At 66.4% G+C, this 16,611-nt stretch carries 17 protein-coding genes and 1 tRNA gene; 10 read left to right on the top strand and 8 right to left on the bottom strand.

Annotated features, from left to right (window positions below):
• Window positions 1–4: 4 nt before the first annotated feature.
• Entirely contained in the window at window positions 5–886 is an 882-nt protein-coding gene (gene serB, locus F1C10_RS05475; RefSeq protein ID WP_185209465.1) for a phosphoserine phosphatase SerB, read from the bottom strand.
• Here serB and miaA point away from each other — a divergent pair.
• From miaA to F1C10_RS05505, 6 genes are all read left to right on the top strand, one after another.
• On the top strand, window positions 879–1,805 hold the full coding sequence (gene miaA / locus F1C10_RS05480; RefSeq protein WP_185209467.1) for a tRNA (adenosine(37)-N6)-dimethylallyltransferase MiaA: 927 nt from the start codon (window positions 879–881) through the stop codon (window positions 1,803–1,805). The genes serB and miaA overlap by 8 nt on opposite strands.
• Window positions 1,806–1,881: 76 nt before the next feature.
• Window positions 1,882–3,627 (top strand): acetolactate synthase 3 large subunit, encoded by a 1,746-nt coding sequence (locus F1C10_RS05485; RefSeq protein WP_185209469.1) that lies wholly within the window; start codon window positions 1,882–1,884, stop codon window positions 3,625–3,627.
• A gap of 75 nt (window positions 3,628–3,702) precedes the next feature.
• Complete coding sequence (gene ilvN, locus F1C10_RS05490) at window positions 3,703–4,218, top strand: acetolactate synthase small subunit (RefSeq protein ID WP_085810205.1); 516 nt, start codon at window positions 3,703–3,705, stop codon at window positions 4,216–4,218.
• A 98-nt stretch (window positions 4,219–4,316) separates the two neighbouring features.
• The gene (ilvC, locus tag F1C10_RS05495; RefSeq protein WP_185209471.1) at window positions 4,317–5,336 is read left to right on the top strand and encodes a ketol-acid reductoisomerase; all 1,020 of its coding nucleotides are present in this window, start codon (window positions 4,317–4,319) and stop codon (window positions 5,334–5,336) included.
• Between the two features lie 68 nt (window positions 5,337–5,404).
• Window positions 5,405–6,160 carry a hypothetical protein gene (locus tag F1C10_RS05500; protein ID WP_185209473.1) on the top strand — a complete coding sequence of 252 codons (756 nt, stop codon included), beginning with the start codon at window positions 5,405–5,407 and terminating at the stop codon, window positions 6,158–6,160.
• An 87-nt stretch (window positions 6,161–6,247) separates the two neighbouring features.
• On the top strand, window positions 6,248–6,883 hold the full coding sequence (locus F1C10_RS05505; protein WP_185209475.1) for a YceI family protein: 636 nt from the start codon (window positions 6,248–6,250) through the stop codon (window positions 6,881–6,883).
• A gap of 12 nt (window positions 6,884–6,895) precedes the next feature.
• Here the strand turns inward: F1C10_RS05505 and F1C10_RS05510 are convergent, their stop codons facing one another.
• The gene (locus tag F1C10_RS05510; RefSeq protein WP_185209477.1) at window positions 6,896–7,291 is read right to left on the bottom strand and encodes a BLUF domain-containing protein; all 396 of its coding nucleotides are present in this window, start codon (window positions 7,289–7,291) and stop codon (window positions 6,896–6,898) included.
• Between the two features lie 256 nt (window positions 7,292–7,547).
• On the opposite strand from F1C10_RS05510, the gene leuA reads away from it, so the two are divergent.
• Together leuA and F1C10_RS05520 are read left to right on the top strand one after the other, a co-directional pair.
• Window positions 7,548–9,206 (top strand): 2-isopropylmalate synthase, encoded by a 1,659-nt coding sequence (gene leuA / locus F1C10_RS05515; RefSeq protein ID WP_185209479.1) that lies wholly within the window; start codon window positions 7,548–7,550, stop codon window positions 9,204–9,206.
• Between the two features lie 19 nt (window positions 9,207–9,225).
• The gene (locus tag F1C10_RS05520) at window positions 9,226–9,567 is read left to right on the top strand and encodes a hypothetical protein (protein WP_185209481.1); all 342 of its coding nucleotides are present in this window, start codon (window positions 9,226–9,228) and stop codon (window positions 9,565–9,567) included.
• Here the strand turns inward: F1C10_RS05520 and F1C10_RS05525 are convergent.
• The 3 genes from F1C10_RS05525 to folE are packed head-to-tail and all read right to left on the bottom strand — an operon-like array spanning window position 9,564 to window position 11,297.
• Complete coding sequence (locus F1C10_RS05525) at window positions 9,564–9,914, bottom strand: dihydroneopterin aldolase (RefSeq protein WP_185209482.1); 351 nt, start codon at window positions 9,912–9,914, stop codon at window positions 9,564–9,566. The two genes, F1C10_RS05520 and F1C10_RS05525, sit on opposite strands and share 4 nt — an antisense overlap.
• Window positions 9,907–10,671, bottom strand: coding sequence for an SDR family oxidoreductase (locus F1C10_RS05530; RefSeq protein WP_185209484.1), 765 nt, complete (start codon window positions 10,669–10,671; stop codon window positions 9,907–9,909). Before F1C10_RS05530 ends, F1C10_RS05525 begins: the two co-directional genes overlap by 8 nt.
• A complete protein-coding gene (folE, locus tag F1C10_RS05535; RefSeq protein WP_185209486.1) occupies window positions 10,668–11,297 on the bottom strand; it encodes a GTP cyclohydrolase I FolE in 630 nt (209 codons plus the stop codon). Before folE ends, F1C10_RS05530 begins: the two co-directional genes overlap by 4 nt.
• A gap of 255 nt (window positions 11,298–11,552) precedes the next feature.
• Between folE and F1C10_RS05540 the strand changes: the two genes are divergently transcribed.
• On the top strand, window positions 11,553–14,531 hold the full coding sequence (locus F1C10_RS05540; protein WP_258043088.1) for a TonB-dependent receptor: 2,979 nt from the start codon (window positions 11,553–11,555) through the stop codon (window positions 14,529–14,531).
• 77 nt (window positions 14,532–14,608) lie between these two features.
• Here F1C10_RS05540 and fghA read toward each other — a convergent pair whose 3' ends face one another.
• Window positions 14,609–15,442, bottom strand: a complete 834-nt coding sequence (fghA, locus tag F1C10_RS05545; RefSeq protein WP_185209490.1) for an S-formylglutathione hydrolase — start codon at window positions 15,440–15,442, stop codon at window positions 14,609–14,611.
• 147 nt (window positions 15,443–15,589) lie between these two features.
• Here fghA and F1C10_RS05550 point away from each other — a divergent pair, with 147 nt between their 5' ends.
• Entirely contained in the window at window positions 15,590–15,871 is a 282-nt protein-coding gene (locus F1C10_RS05550; RefSeq protein ID WP_085810215.1) for an SWIB/MDM2 domain-containing protein, read from the top strand.
• Window positions 15,872–15,928: 57 nt separating this feature from the next.
• Here F1C10_RS05550 and F1C10_RS05555 read toward each other — a convergent pair.
• A tRNA-Arg gene (locus tag F1C10_RS05555) sits at window positions 15,929–16,005 on the bottom strand.
• A 64-nt stretch (window positions 16,006–16,069) separates the two neighbouring features.
• Window positions 16,070–16,510: a DUF983 domain-containing protein gene (locus F1C10_RS05560; protein ID WP_258043089.1), complete on the bottom strand. Its 441-nt coding sequence runs from the start codon at window positions 16,508–16,510 to the stop codon at window positions 16,070–16,072.
• Window positions 16,511–16,611: the final 101 nt, after the last annotated feature.

The raw sequence follows: 16,611 nt of genomic DNA on the forward strand, positions 1-16,611 counted from the left end.
AGGTTTAGTCGGCCGCCCAGTCGCGGCGGCCGATCCCTTGCGCCCAAAGCAACGCGGTGAGATCGCCATGGTCGATCCGCGCCGCGGCCGCCTCGGCCACCACCGGCTTCGCGCGATAGGCGACACCCAGCCCGGCGACGCCGATCATCGCCAGATCGTTGGCGCCGTCGCCCACCGCCAGCGTCGCCGAATCTGATAGCCCGAGGTCCGCCCGCTCGGCGCGCAGCGTCGCTTCCTTGGTGCGTGAATCGACGATCGGCTTGCCGACGGTGCCAGTTAGCCGACCGTCCGTGATCGTCAGCGTGTTGGCGATCACGCGATCGAAGCCGATTTCGGCACCCACCGCATCGGCGAATGCGGTGAAGCCGCCCGACACCAGCACCGTCCGGGCGCCGTGCGCTCGCATCGTGCGCACCAGCGCCCGCGCGCCCGGCATCAGCCGCACGCGCTCACGGCGGCACCGCTCGATCGCCACCGCATCGAGCCCGGCGAGTAGCGCAACGCGCGCGTTCAGCGCGGCGGCGAAATCGAACTCGCCGCGCATCGCCGCCTCGGTGATCGCGGCGATCTGCGGCTTGATGCCGGCATAATCGGCCAGCTCGTCGATGCACTCGACGGTGATCATCGTCGAATCCATATCGGCAACGAGCAGCCGCTTCGCCCGCCCTTCCAGCGGCTGGACGACCACGTCGACGCAGTCGAAGACGCTCTCCAGCGCCGACCGCGCCGCCGCCGGCGCGCTGGCGAACACGATGTCGGCCGCATCGCCCTCGTCGATCCAACCGGCATTGGTCGGCACGCAGCCAGCGTCAGCGAGCCGGTCCTGCGCCTCCGACAGAGTCTGTGGCATCAGCCGCCCGGCTGCTATCAGCGTTGCAGTGAACAAGGACGATCCCCTTCCGAAGCTCGCGCTCATCGCAGGGCCCACCGCGAGCGGCAAGTCGGCGCTCGCACTCGCGCTGGCCGAGCGGACCGACGGCGTCGTCATCAACGCCGACGCGAGCCAAGTGTACCGCGATCTGCGCATCATCACTGCGCGTCCGACACCGGCGGATGAGGCGCGCGCCGAGCACCGGCTCTATGGTCACGTTGATGCGGCTGCCGACTGGTCGGTGGCGGCGTGGGCGGCAGAGGCACGCGAGACGATCGCGCAGGCGCAGGCGCAGGCACGGCTGCCGATTCTGGTCGGAGGCACCGGTCTCTACCTCCGCACCCTGCTAGACGGGATCGCGCCGGTGCCGGCAATCGATCCCGCGATCCGGGAAGCGGTCCGCGCGCTGCCCGTCGCGCTGGCGCACGCCGAACTACGCCTCGCCGATCCTACGGCTGCCGCGCGTCTCGCCCCCGCCGACACCACCCGCGTCGCCCGTGCGCTTGAGGTGGTGCGCTCGACAGGCCGGCCGCTCGCCGAGTGGCATGCGGAGCGCGTCGGCGGGATCGGGGATCGCGTCCAATTGCTGCCGCTCATCGTCCTGCCGGATCGCGCCGAGCTGTTCGCGCGGATCGACCGACGCTTGGCCATGATGTTCGATGAGGGCGCCATAGAGGAGGTCGCGGCGCTGGTCGCGCGCCCGGACGTACCCGCAGAGGCGCCCGCGCGGCGCGCGATCGGCGTCGCCCAGATCGCGGCCATGCTCGCCGGCACAATCGATCGCACCGCGGCAATCGCCGATGCGCAGGTGGCGACGCGCCGATATGCCAAGCGCCAATATACGTGGTTTCGCCATCAGCCACCCTCGTCATGGCCGCGAACAGCTTCCACCAATCCAAGTGAATTGGAATTATATTTCAACGATTGCGGTTGACGCGTAATTTTATATGGCCTAGCGCGCCGCCACTCTACGCGGCTAATGGGCTCGCATCTGGCGAAGGAATTGAATTGTGACTGAGAAGAGCGGAGCCGACATCTTGGTCGAGGCGCTGTGCGATCTCGGCGTGGAGGTCATCTTCGGCTATCCCGGCGGCGCGGTTCTCCCGATCTACGACGCGCTCTTCCGGTCCAAGCGCATTCGCCACATCCTGGTGCGCCACGAACAGGCGGCGACCCACGCGGCGGAGGGCTATGCGCGCTCGACCGGCAAGCCCGGCGTCGTGCTCGTCACTTCGGGCCCCGGCGCGACCAACGCCGTCACCGGCATCACCGATGCGCTGCTCGATTCGATACCGATGGTCGTCATCACCGGCCAGGTGCCGACGACGCTGATCGGCTCCGACGCGTTCCAGGAGGCCGACACCGTCGGTATCACGCGCCACTGCACCAAGCATAATTACTTGGTGAAGGATCCCGCGCTGCTCGGCAGCGTGATCCACGAGGCGTTCCATATCGCCACCTCCGGCCGCCCCGGCCCGGTCGTCGTCGACGTGCCCAAGGACGTGCAGGTCGCCACTGCCAAATACAGCAAGCCCGGCCCGATCCAGCACAAGACCTATCGCCCGGCAGTGAAGGCGGATCGCAGCGAGATCGAGCAGGTCGTCGACATGCTCGCCGCGGCGGAGCGGCCGATCCTCTACACCGGCGGCGGGATCATCAATTCAGGTCCAGGCGCGTCGCAGCTGCTGCGCGAGCTCGCCCGCATCACGGGCGCACCGGTCACCTCGACGCTGATGGGGCTTGGCTGCTTCCCGGCAAGTTCGCCACAGTTCCTAGGCATGCTCGGCATGCACGGCACCTACGAAGCCAATATGGCGATGAACCAGGCCGATCTGATCGTCGCGATCGGCGCGCGGTTCGACGATCGCGTCACCGGCCGCCTCGACGCCTTCTCGCCCAACAGCCGCAAGGTGCACATCGACGTCGATCGTTCGAGCATCAACAAGACGGTGCGGATCGATCTCGGCGTCGTCGCCGATGCCGGTCACGCGATGGAGGACATGGTCCGCATCTGGAAGGCGCGCCAGCATCCCAAGCCCGATACCGGCGAATGGTGGCGGCGGATCGAGGGGTGGCGCGCGGTCCAGTGCCTCAACTTCCCCAAGGACGACGAGATCATCATGCCGCAGCGCGCGGTCCGTGCGCTGTGGGAGGCGACCCACGCGCGTGATCCAATCATCACCACGGAGGTCGGCCAGCACCAGATGTGGGCCGCGCAGCATTTTGGGTTCGAGAAGCCTAATAAGTGGCTGACGAGCGGCGGGCTCGGCACGATGGGCTACGGTCTGCCTGCTGCGATCGGCGCGCAACTCGGCAATCCCAATGCGCTGGTGATCGACATCGCGGGCGAAGCGTCGATCCAAATGAACATCCAGGAGCTGGCGACGGCGACGCAATATCGCCTGCCGGTCAAGGTCTTCATCCTCAACAACGAATATATGGGGATGGTCCGCCAGTGGCAGGAGCTGACCTACGAGAGTCGCTACGCCGAGAGCTACTCCGATTCGCTGCCCGATTTCGTCAAGCTGTCCGAAGCCTATGGCTGGAAGGGCATCCGCATCGAGCATCCCGACGCGCTCGAGGCGGGGATCGCCGAGATGCTCGCGCATGACGGGCCGGTGATGGTCGACTGCATGGTGGCGAAGCTTGCCAATTGCTTCCCGATGATCCCGAGCGGCGCGGCGCATACCGACATGATCCTGCAGGCGAACGAGGTATCGGGCACGATGGACGACGAGGCCAAGGCGCTCGTCTGATCCCGCCGTCTGCCGGCTCCGCCTCAAACCTGCCCCGCCCTCGCGCACCCCGCGCGGGGTAGAAGGACTTCGACAGTGCACATCAAATCCGAGAAAGCCGAGCGCCACACGCTCGCCGTCATCGTCGACAACGAACCTGGTATCCTCGCGCGGATCGCCGGCCTGTTCACCGCGCGCGGCTATAATATCGAAAGCCTGACGGTCAGCGAGATCACCGCCGACAAGTCGGTCAGCCGGATTACTATCGTCACGTCGGCGAGCGCGCCGATGCTCGAGCAGATCGTCGCGCAGCTCGATCGGCTGGTGCCGGTGCACAAGGTCCGCGATCTCACCGCCGAGGGCGCGCACGTCGAACGCGAGCTCGCGCTGGTCAAGGTGCAGGGCACGGGCGATCACCGGATCGAGGCGCTTCGCCTCGCCGAGGTCTATCGTGCGCGCGTCGTCGATGCGACCACTTCGTCGTTCGTGTTCGAGGTGACCGGCGGGATCGAGAAGATCGACAAGTTCGTCGAACTGATGGGTGAGGTCGGGCTGATCGAGGTCGCCCGCACCGGCATCGTCGCGATCGCGCGCGGCAAGGACGCCGCCTGACATTTTTCCGTCCTCCCTGCCGGAGCGGGGATCGATAATCACTGACGGTCGCGGGGCAAGGCTTCCCGCCGCCGGGAGACTGACGAAGGGGTACAACAATGCGTGTCTACTACGATCGCGATGCCGACCTGAACCTGCTGGCGACGAAGAAGATCGCCATCGTCGGCTACGGCAGCCAGGGCCACGCGCACGCGCAGAACCTGCGCGACAGCGGCGTCAAGGATGTCGCGATCGCGCTGCGCGAGGGCTCGGCGACCGCAAAAAAGGCTGAAGGCGCGGGGTTCAAGGTATTGAGCAACAAGGAAGCGGCCGGCTGGGCGGACATCCTGATGATCCTCGCCCCCGACGAGCATCAGGCCGCGATCTGGGAAAGTGACCTGAAGGGCAACATGAAGCCCGGCAGCGCGCTCGCCTTCGCGCACGGCCTCAACGTTCACTTCGGGCTGATCGAGGCACCCGCCGACATCGACGTTATCATGATCGCGCCCAAGGGCCCCGGCCACACCGTGCGCAGCGAGTACACCAAGGGCGGCGGCGTCCCCTGCCTCATCGCGATCCACCAGGACGCGAGCGGCAATGCGCACGATATCGCGCTCGCCTATGCCAGCGGCGTCGGCGGCGGTCGGTCGGGCATCATCGAGACCAACTTCAAGGAAGAGTGCGAGACCGACCTGTTCGGCGAGCAGGCGGTACTGTGCGGCGGCATCACCCACCTGATCCAAGCCGGGTTCGAGACGCTGGTCGAGGCCGGCTACGCGCCCGAGATGGCGTATTTCGAGTGCCTCCACGAAACCAAGTTGATCGTCGATCTGCTGTACGAGGGCGGCATCGCGAACATGCGCTACTCGATCAGCAACACCGCCGAATATGGCGACATCACCACCGGCCCGCGGATCATCACCGACGAGACCAAGAAGGAGATGAAGCGCGTTCTCGCCGACATCCAGTCGGGCCGCTTCGTCAAGAATTTCGTGCTCGACAACCGCGCCGGCCAGCCGGAGCTGAAGGCCGCGCGCAAGGCGGCAGAAGCGCACCCGATCGAGAAGACCGGCGCCGAACTACGCGCAATGATGCCGTGGATCGGTGCCAACAAGCTGGTCGACAAGGCGAAGAACTGATCGCCTTGGCGGCAAACTGATCGCCCCCGCATTGTTCCTGCTGCCCGTTGCGACTAGGCGGCGGGGCGATGCGGCCGGCGTCCCTCATCCACTCGACTTATGTTGCCCGGCCGACGTGGCGCAGCCGCGCCGCCTCGCTGTCGATCGCGCTCGCGCTCGTCGCGCTGCTCGTCCTGGTGCTCGTCCGCATGGGCGGATTGCGCCTCCCGCCCCCCGGCGGCGGTCGCCCGCTCACCACGTTCGACGTCGCACCGCCCGGGCCGAAGGCCGAGCCCGCGCAGCGCCGCACGCAGCGGCAGGAGAAGCGCGCCGAACGTCGCGTCACGCCGCCGCGCGCCGCGCCGCCGCCGCCCGCGCTGCCCCCGCCGCCGATCGTCCTGCCCGGCGTCATCAACCTGTCGCGCGCCGATTTCGCCGCGTCGAACATCGGCCGCATCCCGCGCGCTGCCGATGACGCGGGCGGCGCGACGGCGCTCGCGGACAGCGGCGGCGGATCGCCCGATGGTGGCGCTGGCGGCGGCGGACCCAACGGCGAGCGGCTCTACAATGCCGAATGGGTGCGCGAGCCGACCCGCGCCGAGCTCGTCACCTATCTGCCGCCGCAGCGCGACTCCGGCTGGGGCATGGTCATGTGCCGCACGATCGAGCGCAACCGCGTTGAGGACTGCCGCGAGATGGGCGAGACGCCGGGATCGGGCATCGCGCGCGGCCTGCGCCAGGCGGCATGGCAGTTCCTGGTGCGCCCGCCGCGCGTCAACGGCCGCCCGTTGGTCGGCGCCTGGGTGCGGATCCGCTTCGACCTGAAAGTCGGCGTTACCGGCTGATCGAAACGCGGCGTTTCGCGTCGTCGCGCTTTCCTTTGTCATGAAGCTATGGTCTGCTCGCACAACGATATTCTGGGAGACCTCTCGATGCGCTTCGCCCCCGTCCTTCTGCTCTCCACCCTGCTGACCGCCGCGGTCGTCGCGCAGCAGCCGCCGACGCAGGCGCCCGGCAGCAAAAATCCCGCCGCCATCACCGGCGGCACCTACACCGCCGACGCGGGCCATACGCTGGTCGAATGGACCGTCGATCACCTCGGCTTCACGCCCTATTTCGGGCTGTTCGGCAACATCACGGGCACGCTGACGCTCGATCCCAAGAACCTCGCCGCCGCCAAGGTCGACGTCTCGATCCCGGTCGCCGAAGTTACCACCGCGAGCGCGGGCCTCACCAAGCATCTGCTGAAGCCCGCCGACGCCGGCAAGGCCGCGGACTTCTTCGGCGCCGCGCCCGCGCCCGCGCGCTTCGTGTCGACGCGCGTCACGCCTTCGGGCCAGACCGCGAAGATCGCCGGCAACCTCACGCTCAACGGCGTCACCCGCCCGGTAACGCTCGACGCCGCCTTCTACGGCGCGGGCAAGATGCCGGCGCAGATGGGCGGCAAGGAGAATGTCGGCTTCACCGCCACCACGTCGATCCGCCGCAGCGAGTTCAACGTCGGCTACGGCATTCCGATGGTGTCGGACGAGGTGAAGCTGAAGATCACTGCCGCCTTCCAGAAGTAATCCGGCCGGCGGTTACGCGGCGCGGCGAGCGGCGATCAGCCCTTCGAACGTGCCGCGTACTGTTGATGAGGCGGCGGCGAGATGCTGCGTCATGCGTGCGTCGAATGCGTCCGCGTCGTCGTTCGGCCCGCGCCGCGACATTTCCCACGCGCCAAATTCGCGTGCCGCGACGGTGCGGTCGTGCAGCACGACGATCGCGCGGTGGCGGGGATCGCGGCGGATGCGGTCGAGCACCCCCTGGACTGCGGCGTCCTGCCCCTCCAGCACCTGTAGGAAGCGCCGCTCGTCGGTCCACAGCAGCCCGGTCACGCCCTCGCGCCGATTGTTGCGCATCGACTGGGCGAGGATCGCGGCGACGTCGATGTCGGCCGATGGCGCCGCCGTGCTGATGTAGAGGATCTGTCGCACGGGGTTCCTTTCGGGTTGCTTGCTTGGCGAAGGCTCTGCGCTATCGGCCAAGCCGTTACGAAAGCATGAAATTCCTGCGGCGCTGGACATCGCGGCGAAACTGCGCCACGCCCTCGTTCCGATGATCTGCCGCCACGGCCTCCTTCTTCGACTTACGCGCCCTTAGGCGCGAGCACCGCCGTGCGCCCGTGGGGCGGCACGCGATCCGCCTAAGGGCCACGCCTCCGACACGCCCCTCCCGCGATGCGAGACACCCATGCTGCGCGATCCATCGACTAAATACCGCCCCTTCCCCACCATCGACATGCCGGACCGCACTTGGCCGTCGACGACGATCACTCGCGCGCCGCGCTGGCTTTCCACCGATCTGCGCGACGGCAATCAGGCGCTGATCGACCCGATGGACGCCGAAAAGAAGACGCGATTTTTCGACCTTCTCGTCAAGATCGGCCTGAAGGAGATCGAAGTCGGCTTTCCCTCCGCCGGGGCTACCGAGTTCGATTTTATCTCGGGCCTGATCCGCGCGGACCGCATCCCCGACGACGTCGCAATCCAGGTGCTGACGCAGTCGCGGCGCGATCTGATCGAAACGAGCTTCCGCAGCCTCGCCGGGGCGCGGACCGCAATCGTTCACCTCTACAACGCCGTCAGCCCGGCGTGGCGCCGGATCGTTTTCGGGATGAGCCGCGCCGAGGTGAAGGCGATCGCGATCGAGGGCGCGAAGGTGCTGCGCGACGAAGCGGCAAAGAAACCCGATACGCGCTGGCAGTTCGAGTACAGCCCGGAGACCTTCTCCACCGCGGAAGTCGATTTCAGCCTGGAAGTCTGTGCCGCGGTGATGGACGTGCTGCGCCCGACGCCGGCCGATCCGATCATCCTCAACCTGCCTGCCACGGTCGAATGCGCGACGCCCAACGTCTATGCCGACCAGATCGAATATTTCGGGCGCCACATTCCCAATCGCGAAGCGGTCGTCATCAGCCTCCACACGCACAACGATCGCGGCACCGGCGTCGCCGCCGCCGAGCTGGGCCTGATGGCGGGCGCCGATCGCGTCGAGGGCTGCCTGCTTGGCAATGGCGAGCGTACCGGCAATTGCGATCTCGTGACGGTCGCGCTCAACATGTACACGCAGGGCGTCGACCCTGGGCTCGACCTGTCGGATATCGACGGCATTGTGAAGACGGTGGAATATGCCACCAACATCACCGTTCATCCCCGCACGCCCTATGCGGGTGACCTCGTCTTCACCGCTTTCTCCGGCAGCCACCAGGACGCGATCAAGAAGGGGTTCGCCGCGCAGGAGGCGCGCAACGACGATCTGTGGGAAGTGCCATACCTGCCGATCGACCCCGTCGATCTCGGTCGCAGCTACGAGGCAGTGATCCGCGTCAACTCGCAGTCGGGCAAGGGCGGCGTCGCCTGGGTGATCGAGCAGGACAAGGGGTTGAAGCTGCCGAAGCGGTTACAGGCCGATTTCAGCCGCCACGTCCAGGCGCTGGCGGACGAGACGAGCCGCGAACTCAACGCCGCAGATATCTGGGGCGCGTTCGAGCGCGCCTACCTGCCGACGGCGGCGGATCGCTTCGTGCTGCGTGACTATGACGAGACGGGCAGTGTCGGGGATCGCCTGTTCGTCGGGCGTATCGCGATCGACGGCGAGGAGCGCTCGCTGTCGGGGCGCGGCAACGGCCTCATCTCGGGCGTGATCGCCGCACTCGCCGAATCGACCGGACCCAGCCTCGACGTCGTCGATTATACCGAACACGCCATCGGCCACGGCGCCGGTGCGCAGGCGGTGGCCTATCTCGAATGTCGCAGCGCGGACGGCCGCACGATCTGGGGCGTCGGCATCGATACGGACATCGCCACCGCCAGCGTCCGCGCCGTGCTCAGCGCGGCCAATCGCGTCTGACGGCGCGGGCGTGCGCCGCGTGGGGCGGAGGAACGGGACCAACCCGGCGGATCACAGGCGATCGCGCGCCACTCGCGCTGCAGGTTACATCGCAGTCCGCGCTCTCGCTGGGCTCGCCCTCGCCTGCTGCTCGGTCGCCGTCCACCGCGATCTCGTCTTCGCCAGCGAGGCAAGCTTCGGCGGCGGCTGGCCGCTCGTCTTCCTCATCGACCGGCCGGGCGTGTCGGTGACGGGCAGATTGTCGCTGATCGAGGACGCGTTCAATTCAGCGGCGTTCGCGATCGATTGGCTGGTCTGGTCGGTCCTCTTTACCGTCGCGGCAGCGACATGGCGCAGGCTCGCGCGCCGCGAAGACGACTAGCGGCGGCGGACGATCTCGCAGGCGACCCGTGCATCGGGGTAGACGTCGAGCTTCATCGATCGCACGCGTACCTGTTGCACGCGCCGATCGCCCAGGCACAGCGCGGCGATCGCCTCTACAAACGTCTCCTGCAGCGCGAAGGCGCGCCCCGCCGCCAAGGCGTGGATACCGTCGCGCACGAAATCGTAATTGAACACCTCGTCGATCGCATCGGCGCTCGGCGGCGTCGCGTAGCTGACCGTCATCTCGACCGCGATGCGGATCCGCTGCGGCGCTTCCTCGTGCGGATGAATGCCGAGCCGCATGGCGATATCGAGCCGATCGAGGATGATCGTATAGTCAGCCATTCGCGGTTCCGCCCATCGCAGCGCGATCGCGCCCGTCGAACATAATGTCGCCGTCGCGCTTCACGAAGCGCTGCCCGGCGTCGACATAGATCGTCTGCCCGGTAACGCTCGGCGCGTCGAGCAGATACGCGACCGCCGCCGCGACGTTGGCCGCGCCGACCGGGCGCTCGAGCAGGTTGGCGCGTGCCACGCGAGCGAATTCGTCGACGCTTTGGTCACCGCTCGGCAGCGTCAACCCGGGCGCCACCGCATTGACGCGGACGCGCGGCGCAAAGGCCATCGCCATCATCTCGGTCGCGCCGGCGAGCGCGTATTTGGTCAGGCTGTAGGAGAAAAAATCGGGGTTGGGATTGGCGAGCTTCTGGTCGAGCAAATTGACGACCGCGCCCCGCTCCAGCGTCGGCTGCGCGGCGAGCGCGGCGGCGAGCAGCGCGGGCGCTGTGCAGTTGATCGCGTACAGCCGCGCAGCAAGATCGGCATCGATCGCCTCGGGGCGATCTTCCTCGAAGCGCGATGCGCTGTTGACGAGCGCATCAATCGGCCCGCCGTTCGCCGCGACCGCACGGTCGAAAAGATTACCGATGGTCGCCAGATCGCCCTCGACCGTCACGCCGCCGATCTCGATCGCCAGCGCCTCCGCCGCCTCCTTCGAGCGGCCGTAATGGATCACGACCCGCCAGCCGCCCGCGGCACAGGCGCGGGCGATTGCGGCGCCTAGCCGCTTCGCCCCGCCCGTCACCAAGACGCTGCGCGTCACGCGCGGCCCTGCATGCCCATCAGCGCCAGCACTTCCTTGCGACTGCGCTCGTCGTCGCGGAACACGCCCATCATCCGGCTCGTCACCATCGATACGCCCGGCGTTCGCACGCCGCGCGCCGTCATGCACGCATGGCTCGCCTCGATCACCACCGCCACGCCCTCGGGCTTCAGCCCGTTCCAGATGCAGTCCGCGATCTCCGCGGTCAGCCGCTCCTGCACCTGCAACCGGCGGGCATAGGCGTGCAGCACGCGCGCGAGCTTCGATATCCCGACCACGTGGTTGCGCGGCAGATAGGCGATGTGCGCGCGACCGATGATCGGCGCCATGTGGTGCTCACAGTGCGACTGGAACGGAATATCGCGCAGCAGCACGATCTCGTCGTATCCGCCCACTTCCTCGAATACCCGCGACAGATGGTGCGCGGGATCGTCGGCATAGCCCGCGCAATATTCCTTCCAGGCCCGGGCGACGCGGCGCGGCGTGTCGATCAGCCCTTCACGCGCCGGATCGTCGCCGGCCCAGCGCAGCAGCGTGCGGATCGCGTCCTCGACATCCGGCGGCACCACGATCTTGCCGTCGCTGCCGATAAGATCGCCATCCTCGGGCGTACCGTGCGCAGTCATTGCCTCTCAAACCCCTTCCGAGCGCTGTCCGATGCCACCCGCCATACGATGCCGGTTCGTTATTGCTACTGTTTCATTTGAGACACAGGCGTGAGGCAGCGCGCACGATCATAACGCAAATTCAATTGACGAGTGAAATTTTCGGGCGCTACGGTCCATACCGAACCATTGAACATCCGCAGATCGGTACGAAGCCGACGCGGACATCAGGAGAGGATGCCGATGCGCAGGATTGAGCTTTTTGCCGCTACAGCCATGGCCTTGGTCGCCATGCTGCCCGCCGCCGCGATGGCACAGAGCACGCCTGCCCCCGAGAATACCACACCTACGAACGCGCCCAACATGGCGACGCCGGATGGTGCGGGCGATGCGGCACAGGGCAACTCGGGCTATGGCTCGGACATCGTCGTCACGGCGCAGCGCCAGTCGCAGACGCTGCAGGAAGTGCCGATCGCGGTCAGCGCCTTTTCCGCAGAAACGCTGCAGGCGCAGCAGATCGACAATGCCTCCGATCTCCAGCTGACGTTGCCCAACGTTACCTTCTCGAAGGGCAATTTCACCGGCTCCAGCTTCACCATCCGCGGCATCGGCGACCTGTGCGTCGGCATCTCGTGCGATGCGGCAACCGCGATCCACATCAATGGCACCCCGCTGCTCGCCACCCGCATCTTCGAGACCGAATATTTCGATCTCGAGCGCGTCGAAGTGCTGCGCGGCCCGCAGGGTACGCTGTTCGGCCGCAACGCGACGTCGGGCGTCATCAACTTCATCTCGGCGAAGCCGCGCACCGACGCCTTCTCGGCCTCGGGCGAGCTTGAGTACGGCAATTACGATTCGATCCGCGCCAAGGGCGTGATCAACGTGCCGCTGGGTGACACGATGGCGGTCCGCGTCGCCGGTTTCTATCTCAACCGCGACGGCTATACCAAGAACACCTTCCTCAACACGCGCATCGACGGCCGCGACATGTACGCGATCCGCGGGTCCTTCCGTTGGGAGCCGTCGGTCGACACGACGTTCGACCTGATGGGCTATTATTTCCGCGAAGATGACAACCGCCTGCGCATCCAGAAGCAGGTCTGCCAGCGCGATACGACGGGTACGCTGGGCTGCCTCAACGGCCGCCGCGATCCCTCGCGCAGCAACACCAATTCGAGCTTCACCGGCACGCTCGGCAGCCGCGAGTTCCTCGCTATTTCCGGCGGTCCGACCTTCGCCGCGCTCGGTCTCAACAGCCTCTACGGGCCGGACGCTTATGCCGGCTATCTCGACTCGCCTGATCCGCGCGTGATCGCCTCGGCAACCGATCCGACCTATTTCACCGACGAACTGCAGATCCAGGGCCGCCTCGAGCACAATTTCGGCCCGATCAAGGCGCAGATCACCGGCTTCTATCACGAGACCAAGGTTGAATCGTCGCAGGACTATTCGCTAGGTGTCGGCAATTCGTCCGGCATCATTCCCGGCCTTACCGCGCTGTCGGCCTTCGCCGCCAATCCGGCGCTCGCGCCTTATTTCCGCCCGATCGCGAACGCGTTGATCCCCAACGGCGTCAACGGCGGCGTCTGCACCTCGCTGCCGGAGGAGACCGGGCTCGGCTCGTACGGCGGGTTCAAGCGCTGCGCCGCCACCCCGCTCGCCTACGATCGCTCGAACCAGCGTACCAAGGCGTGGTCGGCAGAAGGCATCGTGTCGTCGGACTTCGACGGGATGTTCAACTTCCTGATCGGCGGCATCTACGTGCAGAACAAGCTGCGCGACGGCGACTATTACGTGAACGCCTTCCCGATCGACTATGTCACCGGCGTGCTCGGCAGCTTGCAGAGCCTCGGCGGCGCGGCGGCGGGCATTCCGCCGAGCTTCCTCGGCACGCCGTTCTTCCGCAACGGTACGCCGGAATTCAAGCTTAAGTCCTACGGCATCTTCGGCGAAGCCTATTTCGACTTCAACGATCGCCTCAAGCTGACGCTGGGCATCCGCTACAACAACGACGAGAAGACGGTGCGCGCGCGCAGCACGCTCGCCAGCTTCCTGGTGCCGTACAACCAGACCGGCACGGCCTACGACTCGCCCTATTTCGGCCTGTACGATGCCGATCCGGTGACGCCCGGCGTCCAGTCCGAGCAGTTCCGCAACCGCACGTTCGACGCCTTCACCGGCCGCGCGGTGCTCGACTACAAGATCACCGACGACAATCTGCTCTACGCGTCCTACTCGCGCGGCTACAAGTCGGGCGGCTTCAACCCCGCAGTGCAGGTCGCCGGCCTGACGATCCCAGACTCGTTCCAGCCGGAGAGCATCGACGCGTTCGAGATCGGATCGAAGAACACCTTCGCCAACGGCAAGCTGACGCTCAACCTCACCGGCTTCTACTATAAGTACAAGAACCTGCAGCTGAGCCGCATCGTCGCGCGCTCGTCGATCAACGACAATATCGATGCCAACATCTGGGGCGTCGAGGCGGAAGCGGTCGTGCGGCCGGGTCCAGGCTGGGTCGTCAACTTCGGCGCAAGCTACCTGAACACCAGTGTCCAGGAAGAAAGCCCGTTCATCAATCAGCGCGATCCGTCGGGCGGCGATCCCAATACGGTGATCATCAAGGACATCGGCGCGGCGTTCAACTGCGTCGTCCGTGGCCCGAACGCCGCAGCAGCCGAAGCCTTCGTCACCGCGGCGAACAACCAGATCAATGCCTCGCGCGGCCTCACCGCCGCCAACGGGCTGCGCGGGCCGCAAGCATTTGCTGCAGACGCCAACATCGGCGCACGCAGCGGTGCGTTCAGCCAATGCAGCACGCTGACGACGCTGGCATCGAACGGCGCGTTCAATCCGGGCGGTCTCATCCAGGTGGTCGACGGCGTGGGCGTGAGCATCAAGGGCAATTCATTGCCGCAGGCGCCGATCGCCAAGTTCTCCGCCGGCGTTCAAAAGACGTTCGACTTCGACAACGGCATGAGCTTCGTGCCGCGCCTTGATGTTACCTACACCGGCGAAAGCTACGGCAACATCTTCAACGGCCGGGTCAACCGGATCGAGGGATATGAGCAGGTCAACGCCCAGGTGCAGCTGAACGGCGCCGAGGAGAAATGGTACCTGCGCGGCTTCGTGTCGAACGTGTTCGACAACAATGCGACGACCGGCCTGTACCTCACCGATCAGTCGTCGGGCCTGTTCACGAACATCTTTACGCTGGAGCCGCGCCGCTACGGCATCGCCGCCGGCTTCAAGTTCTGATCGACTGCCGCCGGCCCGTTTCGACGGGCCGGCGCTGGTGCTTCCTTCGAAGGCGGGTCGGCTACGGCCCGCCTTTTTCATTTCAGCCGCTGGGCGGCCCAGGCGACATGGTCGGCCATGAAGGTCGAGATGAAGTGGTAGCTATGATCGTACCCAGGCTGCATCCGCAGCGTTAGGTCGATCCCCGCATCGGCGCACGCCCGGGCCAGCAAATCGGGTTTCAGTTGCTCGTCGAGGAACGCGTCCGCATCCCCCTGATCGACCAAGATCGAGTCCAGTCGCGCGCCGCCCGCAATCAGCGCGCACGCATCATACGCCTGCCACGCAGCGCGATCGGTGCCTAGATACGCGGCCAGCGCCTTCTCGCCCCAGGGGCAGTTCATCGGCGAGGTGATCGGCGCGAAGGCGGAGACGCTGCGGAACCGCTCCGAATTGCGCAGCGCGATCGTCAGCGCGCCGTGCCCGCCCATCGAATGGCCCGAGATCGATTGCCGCGTCAGATCGGCGACGGGAAATTCAGTCGCGATCAGCGTTGGCAGCTCGTCCTCGACGTACCGACGCATACGGTAATTGTCCGCCCATGGCGCCTCGGTCGCATCGACGTAGAAGCCCGCGCCCTGCCCCAGATCCCACGCCGGATCGTCGGCGACGCCGTCGCCGCGCGGGCTGGTATCGGGCGCGATGAAGATGACGCCGTGTTCGGCGCAGGCCCGGCGATACTCGCCCTTGTCGGTGACGTTGGCATGCGTGCACGTCAGCCCCGACAGGAACCATAGCACCGGCAGCCGCGCGCCGTCGGCATGCGGCGGCACATAGACCGAGAAGGTCATGTCGGTGCCGGTCGCCTCCGACGCGTGACGATACACGCCCTGGATGCCGCCGAACGCCTTGCTCTCGCTAATCGTATCCATTCTCGCCTGCCTTTCGCTGCGTGGCTTCCCTACGCGACTGCCCGTAACGCGTGACAAGCGCGTCGGGGCAGCGCAGAAGACCCGGCGCGCTCTGTACAGCGTGATTCCGCGAGATGCCGAATGACCGGCGCAACAGGAAGGAAAGTAATGGCTACCAAGACCAAGACCGGCGAAGAGGCCAAGAAGACCGGCGGCATCCACGCCCCGGTACAGCCCTCGCCCGAACTGGGTGCCGTCGTCGGCAACGACAAGCTGCCGCGCAGCGAGGTGATCAGCAAGGTTTGGGCTTACATCAAGTCGAACAACCTGCAGAACCCCGAGAACAAGCGCGAAATCCTGGCCGACGAGGCGCTGAAGAAGGTCTTCGGCAAGGACAAGGTGACGATGTTCGAGATGAACAAATACATCTCGGCACACGTCAAGGCCTGACGATTTCGGGGCGCTGCACCTCGCAGCGTCCCACCCGCGGCGGATCTCGGCGGCGATTGGTGCCCCCGGCGCGATTCGAACGCACGACCTGCGGTTTAGGAAACCGTCGCTCTATCCTGCTGAGCTACGGGGGCACTGCCCGGCCTAGCTACGGCCGCCCGCCCGGCCGGTCAATCGCGATGCGGCGGGCGCTCAAGCTCAGTCCTCGAACGAGCTGTCTAGAGACTTCCACAGCTTCTGCGTCCCCGCTTCCTGCGCACGGTTGACGTATTGCGATGCGACCAGCCACCCCTTGATCGGCCGCAGTGGGAGCAGGCACCCGAGCACCATCACGGGCACGGAGGTGACAAGGTGCACCCACGCCGGCGGCTCGAAGCGCACCTGCAGCCATACGACGAAGAAGATCAGCGGCAGCGCGATCAAGCAGAGCGAGAAGAAGGCCGGCCCGTCGTCGGGTGAGGCGAAACGATAGTCGAGTCCGCACGCGGGGCAGCGATCGACGATGCCCAGCCACGACTTGAACATCGGGCCGTTGCCGCATCGTGGGCAACACCCCTTCCACCCGGTACGCAGGATCCAGCCGAACTTGCCCTGCGCCCCCGCGGGATCGGGCGCTTCGGCCGCTTTGTCTTGATCCACGTCAACGTTCCTCGACCAGAAAACACCGGCTTAGCGCCGTGACGATCGTTGTCGCTTGGACAAATCGTCCATGCCCGGTTCACGGCGGGCACCCTCGACGA

The organism is Sphingomonas sp. NBWT7 (genome assembly GCF_014217605.1).
GTDB lineage: Bacteria > Pseudomonadota > Alphaproteobacteria > Sphingomonadales > Sphingomonadaceae > Sphingomonas.

What these genes read in the sequence shown, in the direction of transcription:
- ilvC (WP_185209471.1), top strand. Translation starts at nt 4,317, where the DNA reads ATGCGTGTCTACTACGATCGCGATGCCGACCTGAACCTGCTGGCGACG.
- F1C10_RS05500 (WP_185209473.1), top strand. Translation starts at nt 5,405, where the DNA reads ATGCGGCCGGCGTCCCTCATCCACTCGACTTATGTTGCCCGGCCGACG.
- F1C10_RS05505 (WP_185209475.1), top strand. Translation starts at nt 6,248, where the DNA reads ATGCGCTTCGCCCCCGTCCTTCTGCTCTCCACCCTGCTGACCGCCGCG.
- leuA (WP_185209479.1), top strand. Translation starts at nt 7,548, where the DNA reads ATGCTGCGCGATCCATCGACTAAATACCGCCCCTTCCCCACCATCGAC.
- F1C10_RS05525 (WP_185209482.1), bottom strand. Translation starts at nt 9,914, where the DNA reads ATGGCTGACTATACGATCATCCTCGATCGGCTCGATATCGCCATGCGG.
- folE (WP_185209486.1), bottom strand. Translation starts at nt 11,297, where the DNA reads ATGACTGCGCACGGTACGCCCGAGGATGGCGATCTTATCGGCAGCGAC.
- F1C10_RS05540 (WP_258043088.1), top strand. Translation starts at nt 11,553, where the DNA reads ATGGCCTTGGTCGCCATGCTGCCCGCCGCCGCGATGGCACAGAGCACG.
- fghA (WP_185209490.1), bottom strand. Translation starts at nt 15,442, where the DNA reads ATGGATACGATTAGCGAGAGCAAGGCGTTCGGCGGCATCCAGGGCGTG.
- F1C10_RS05550 (WP_085810215.1), top strand. Translation starts at nt 15,590, where the DNA reads ATGGCTACCAAGACCAAGACCGGCGAAGAGGCCAAGAAGACCGGCGGC.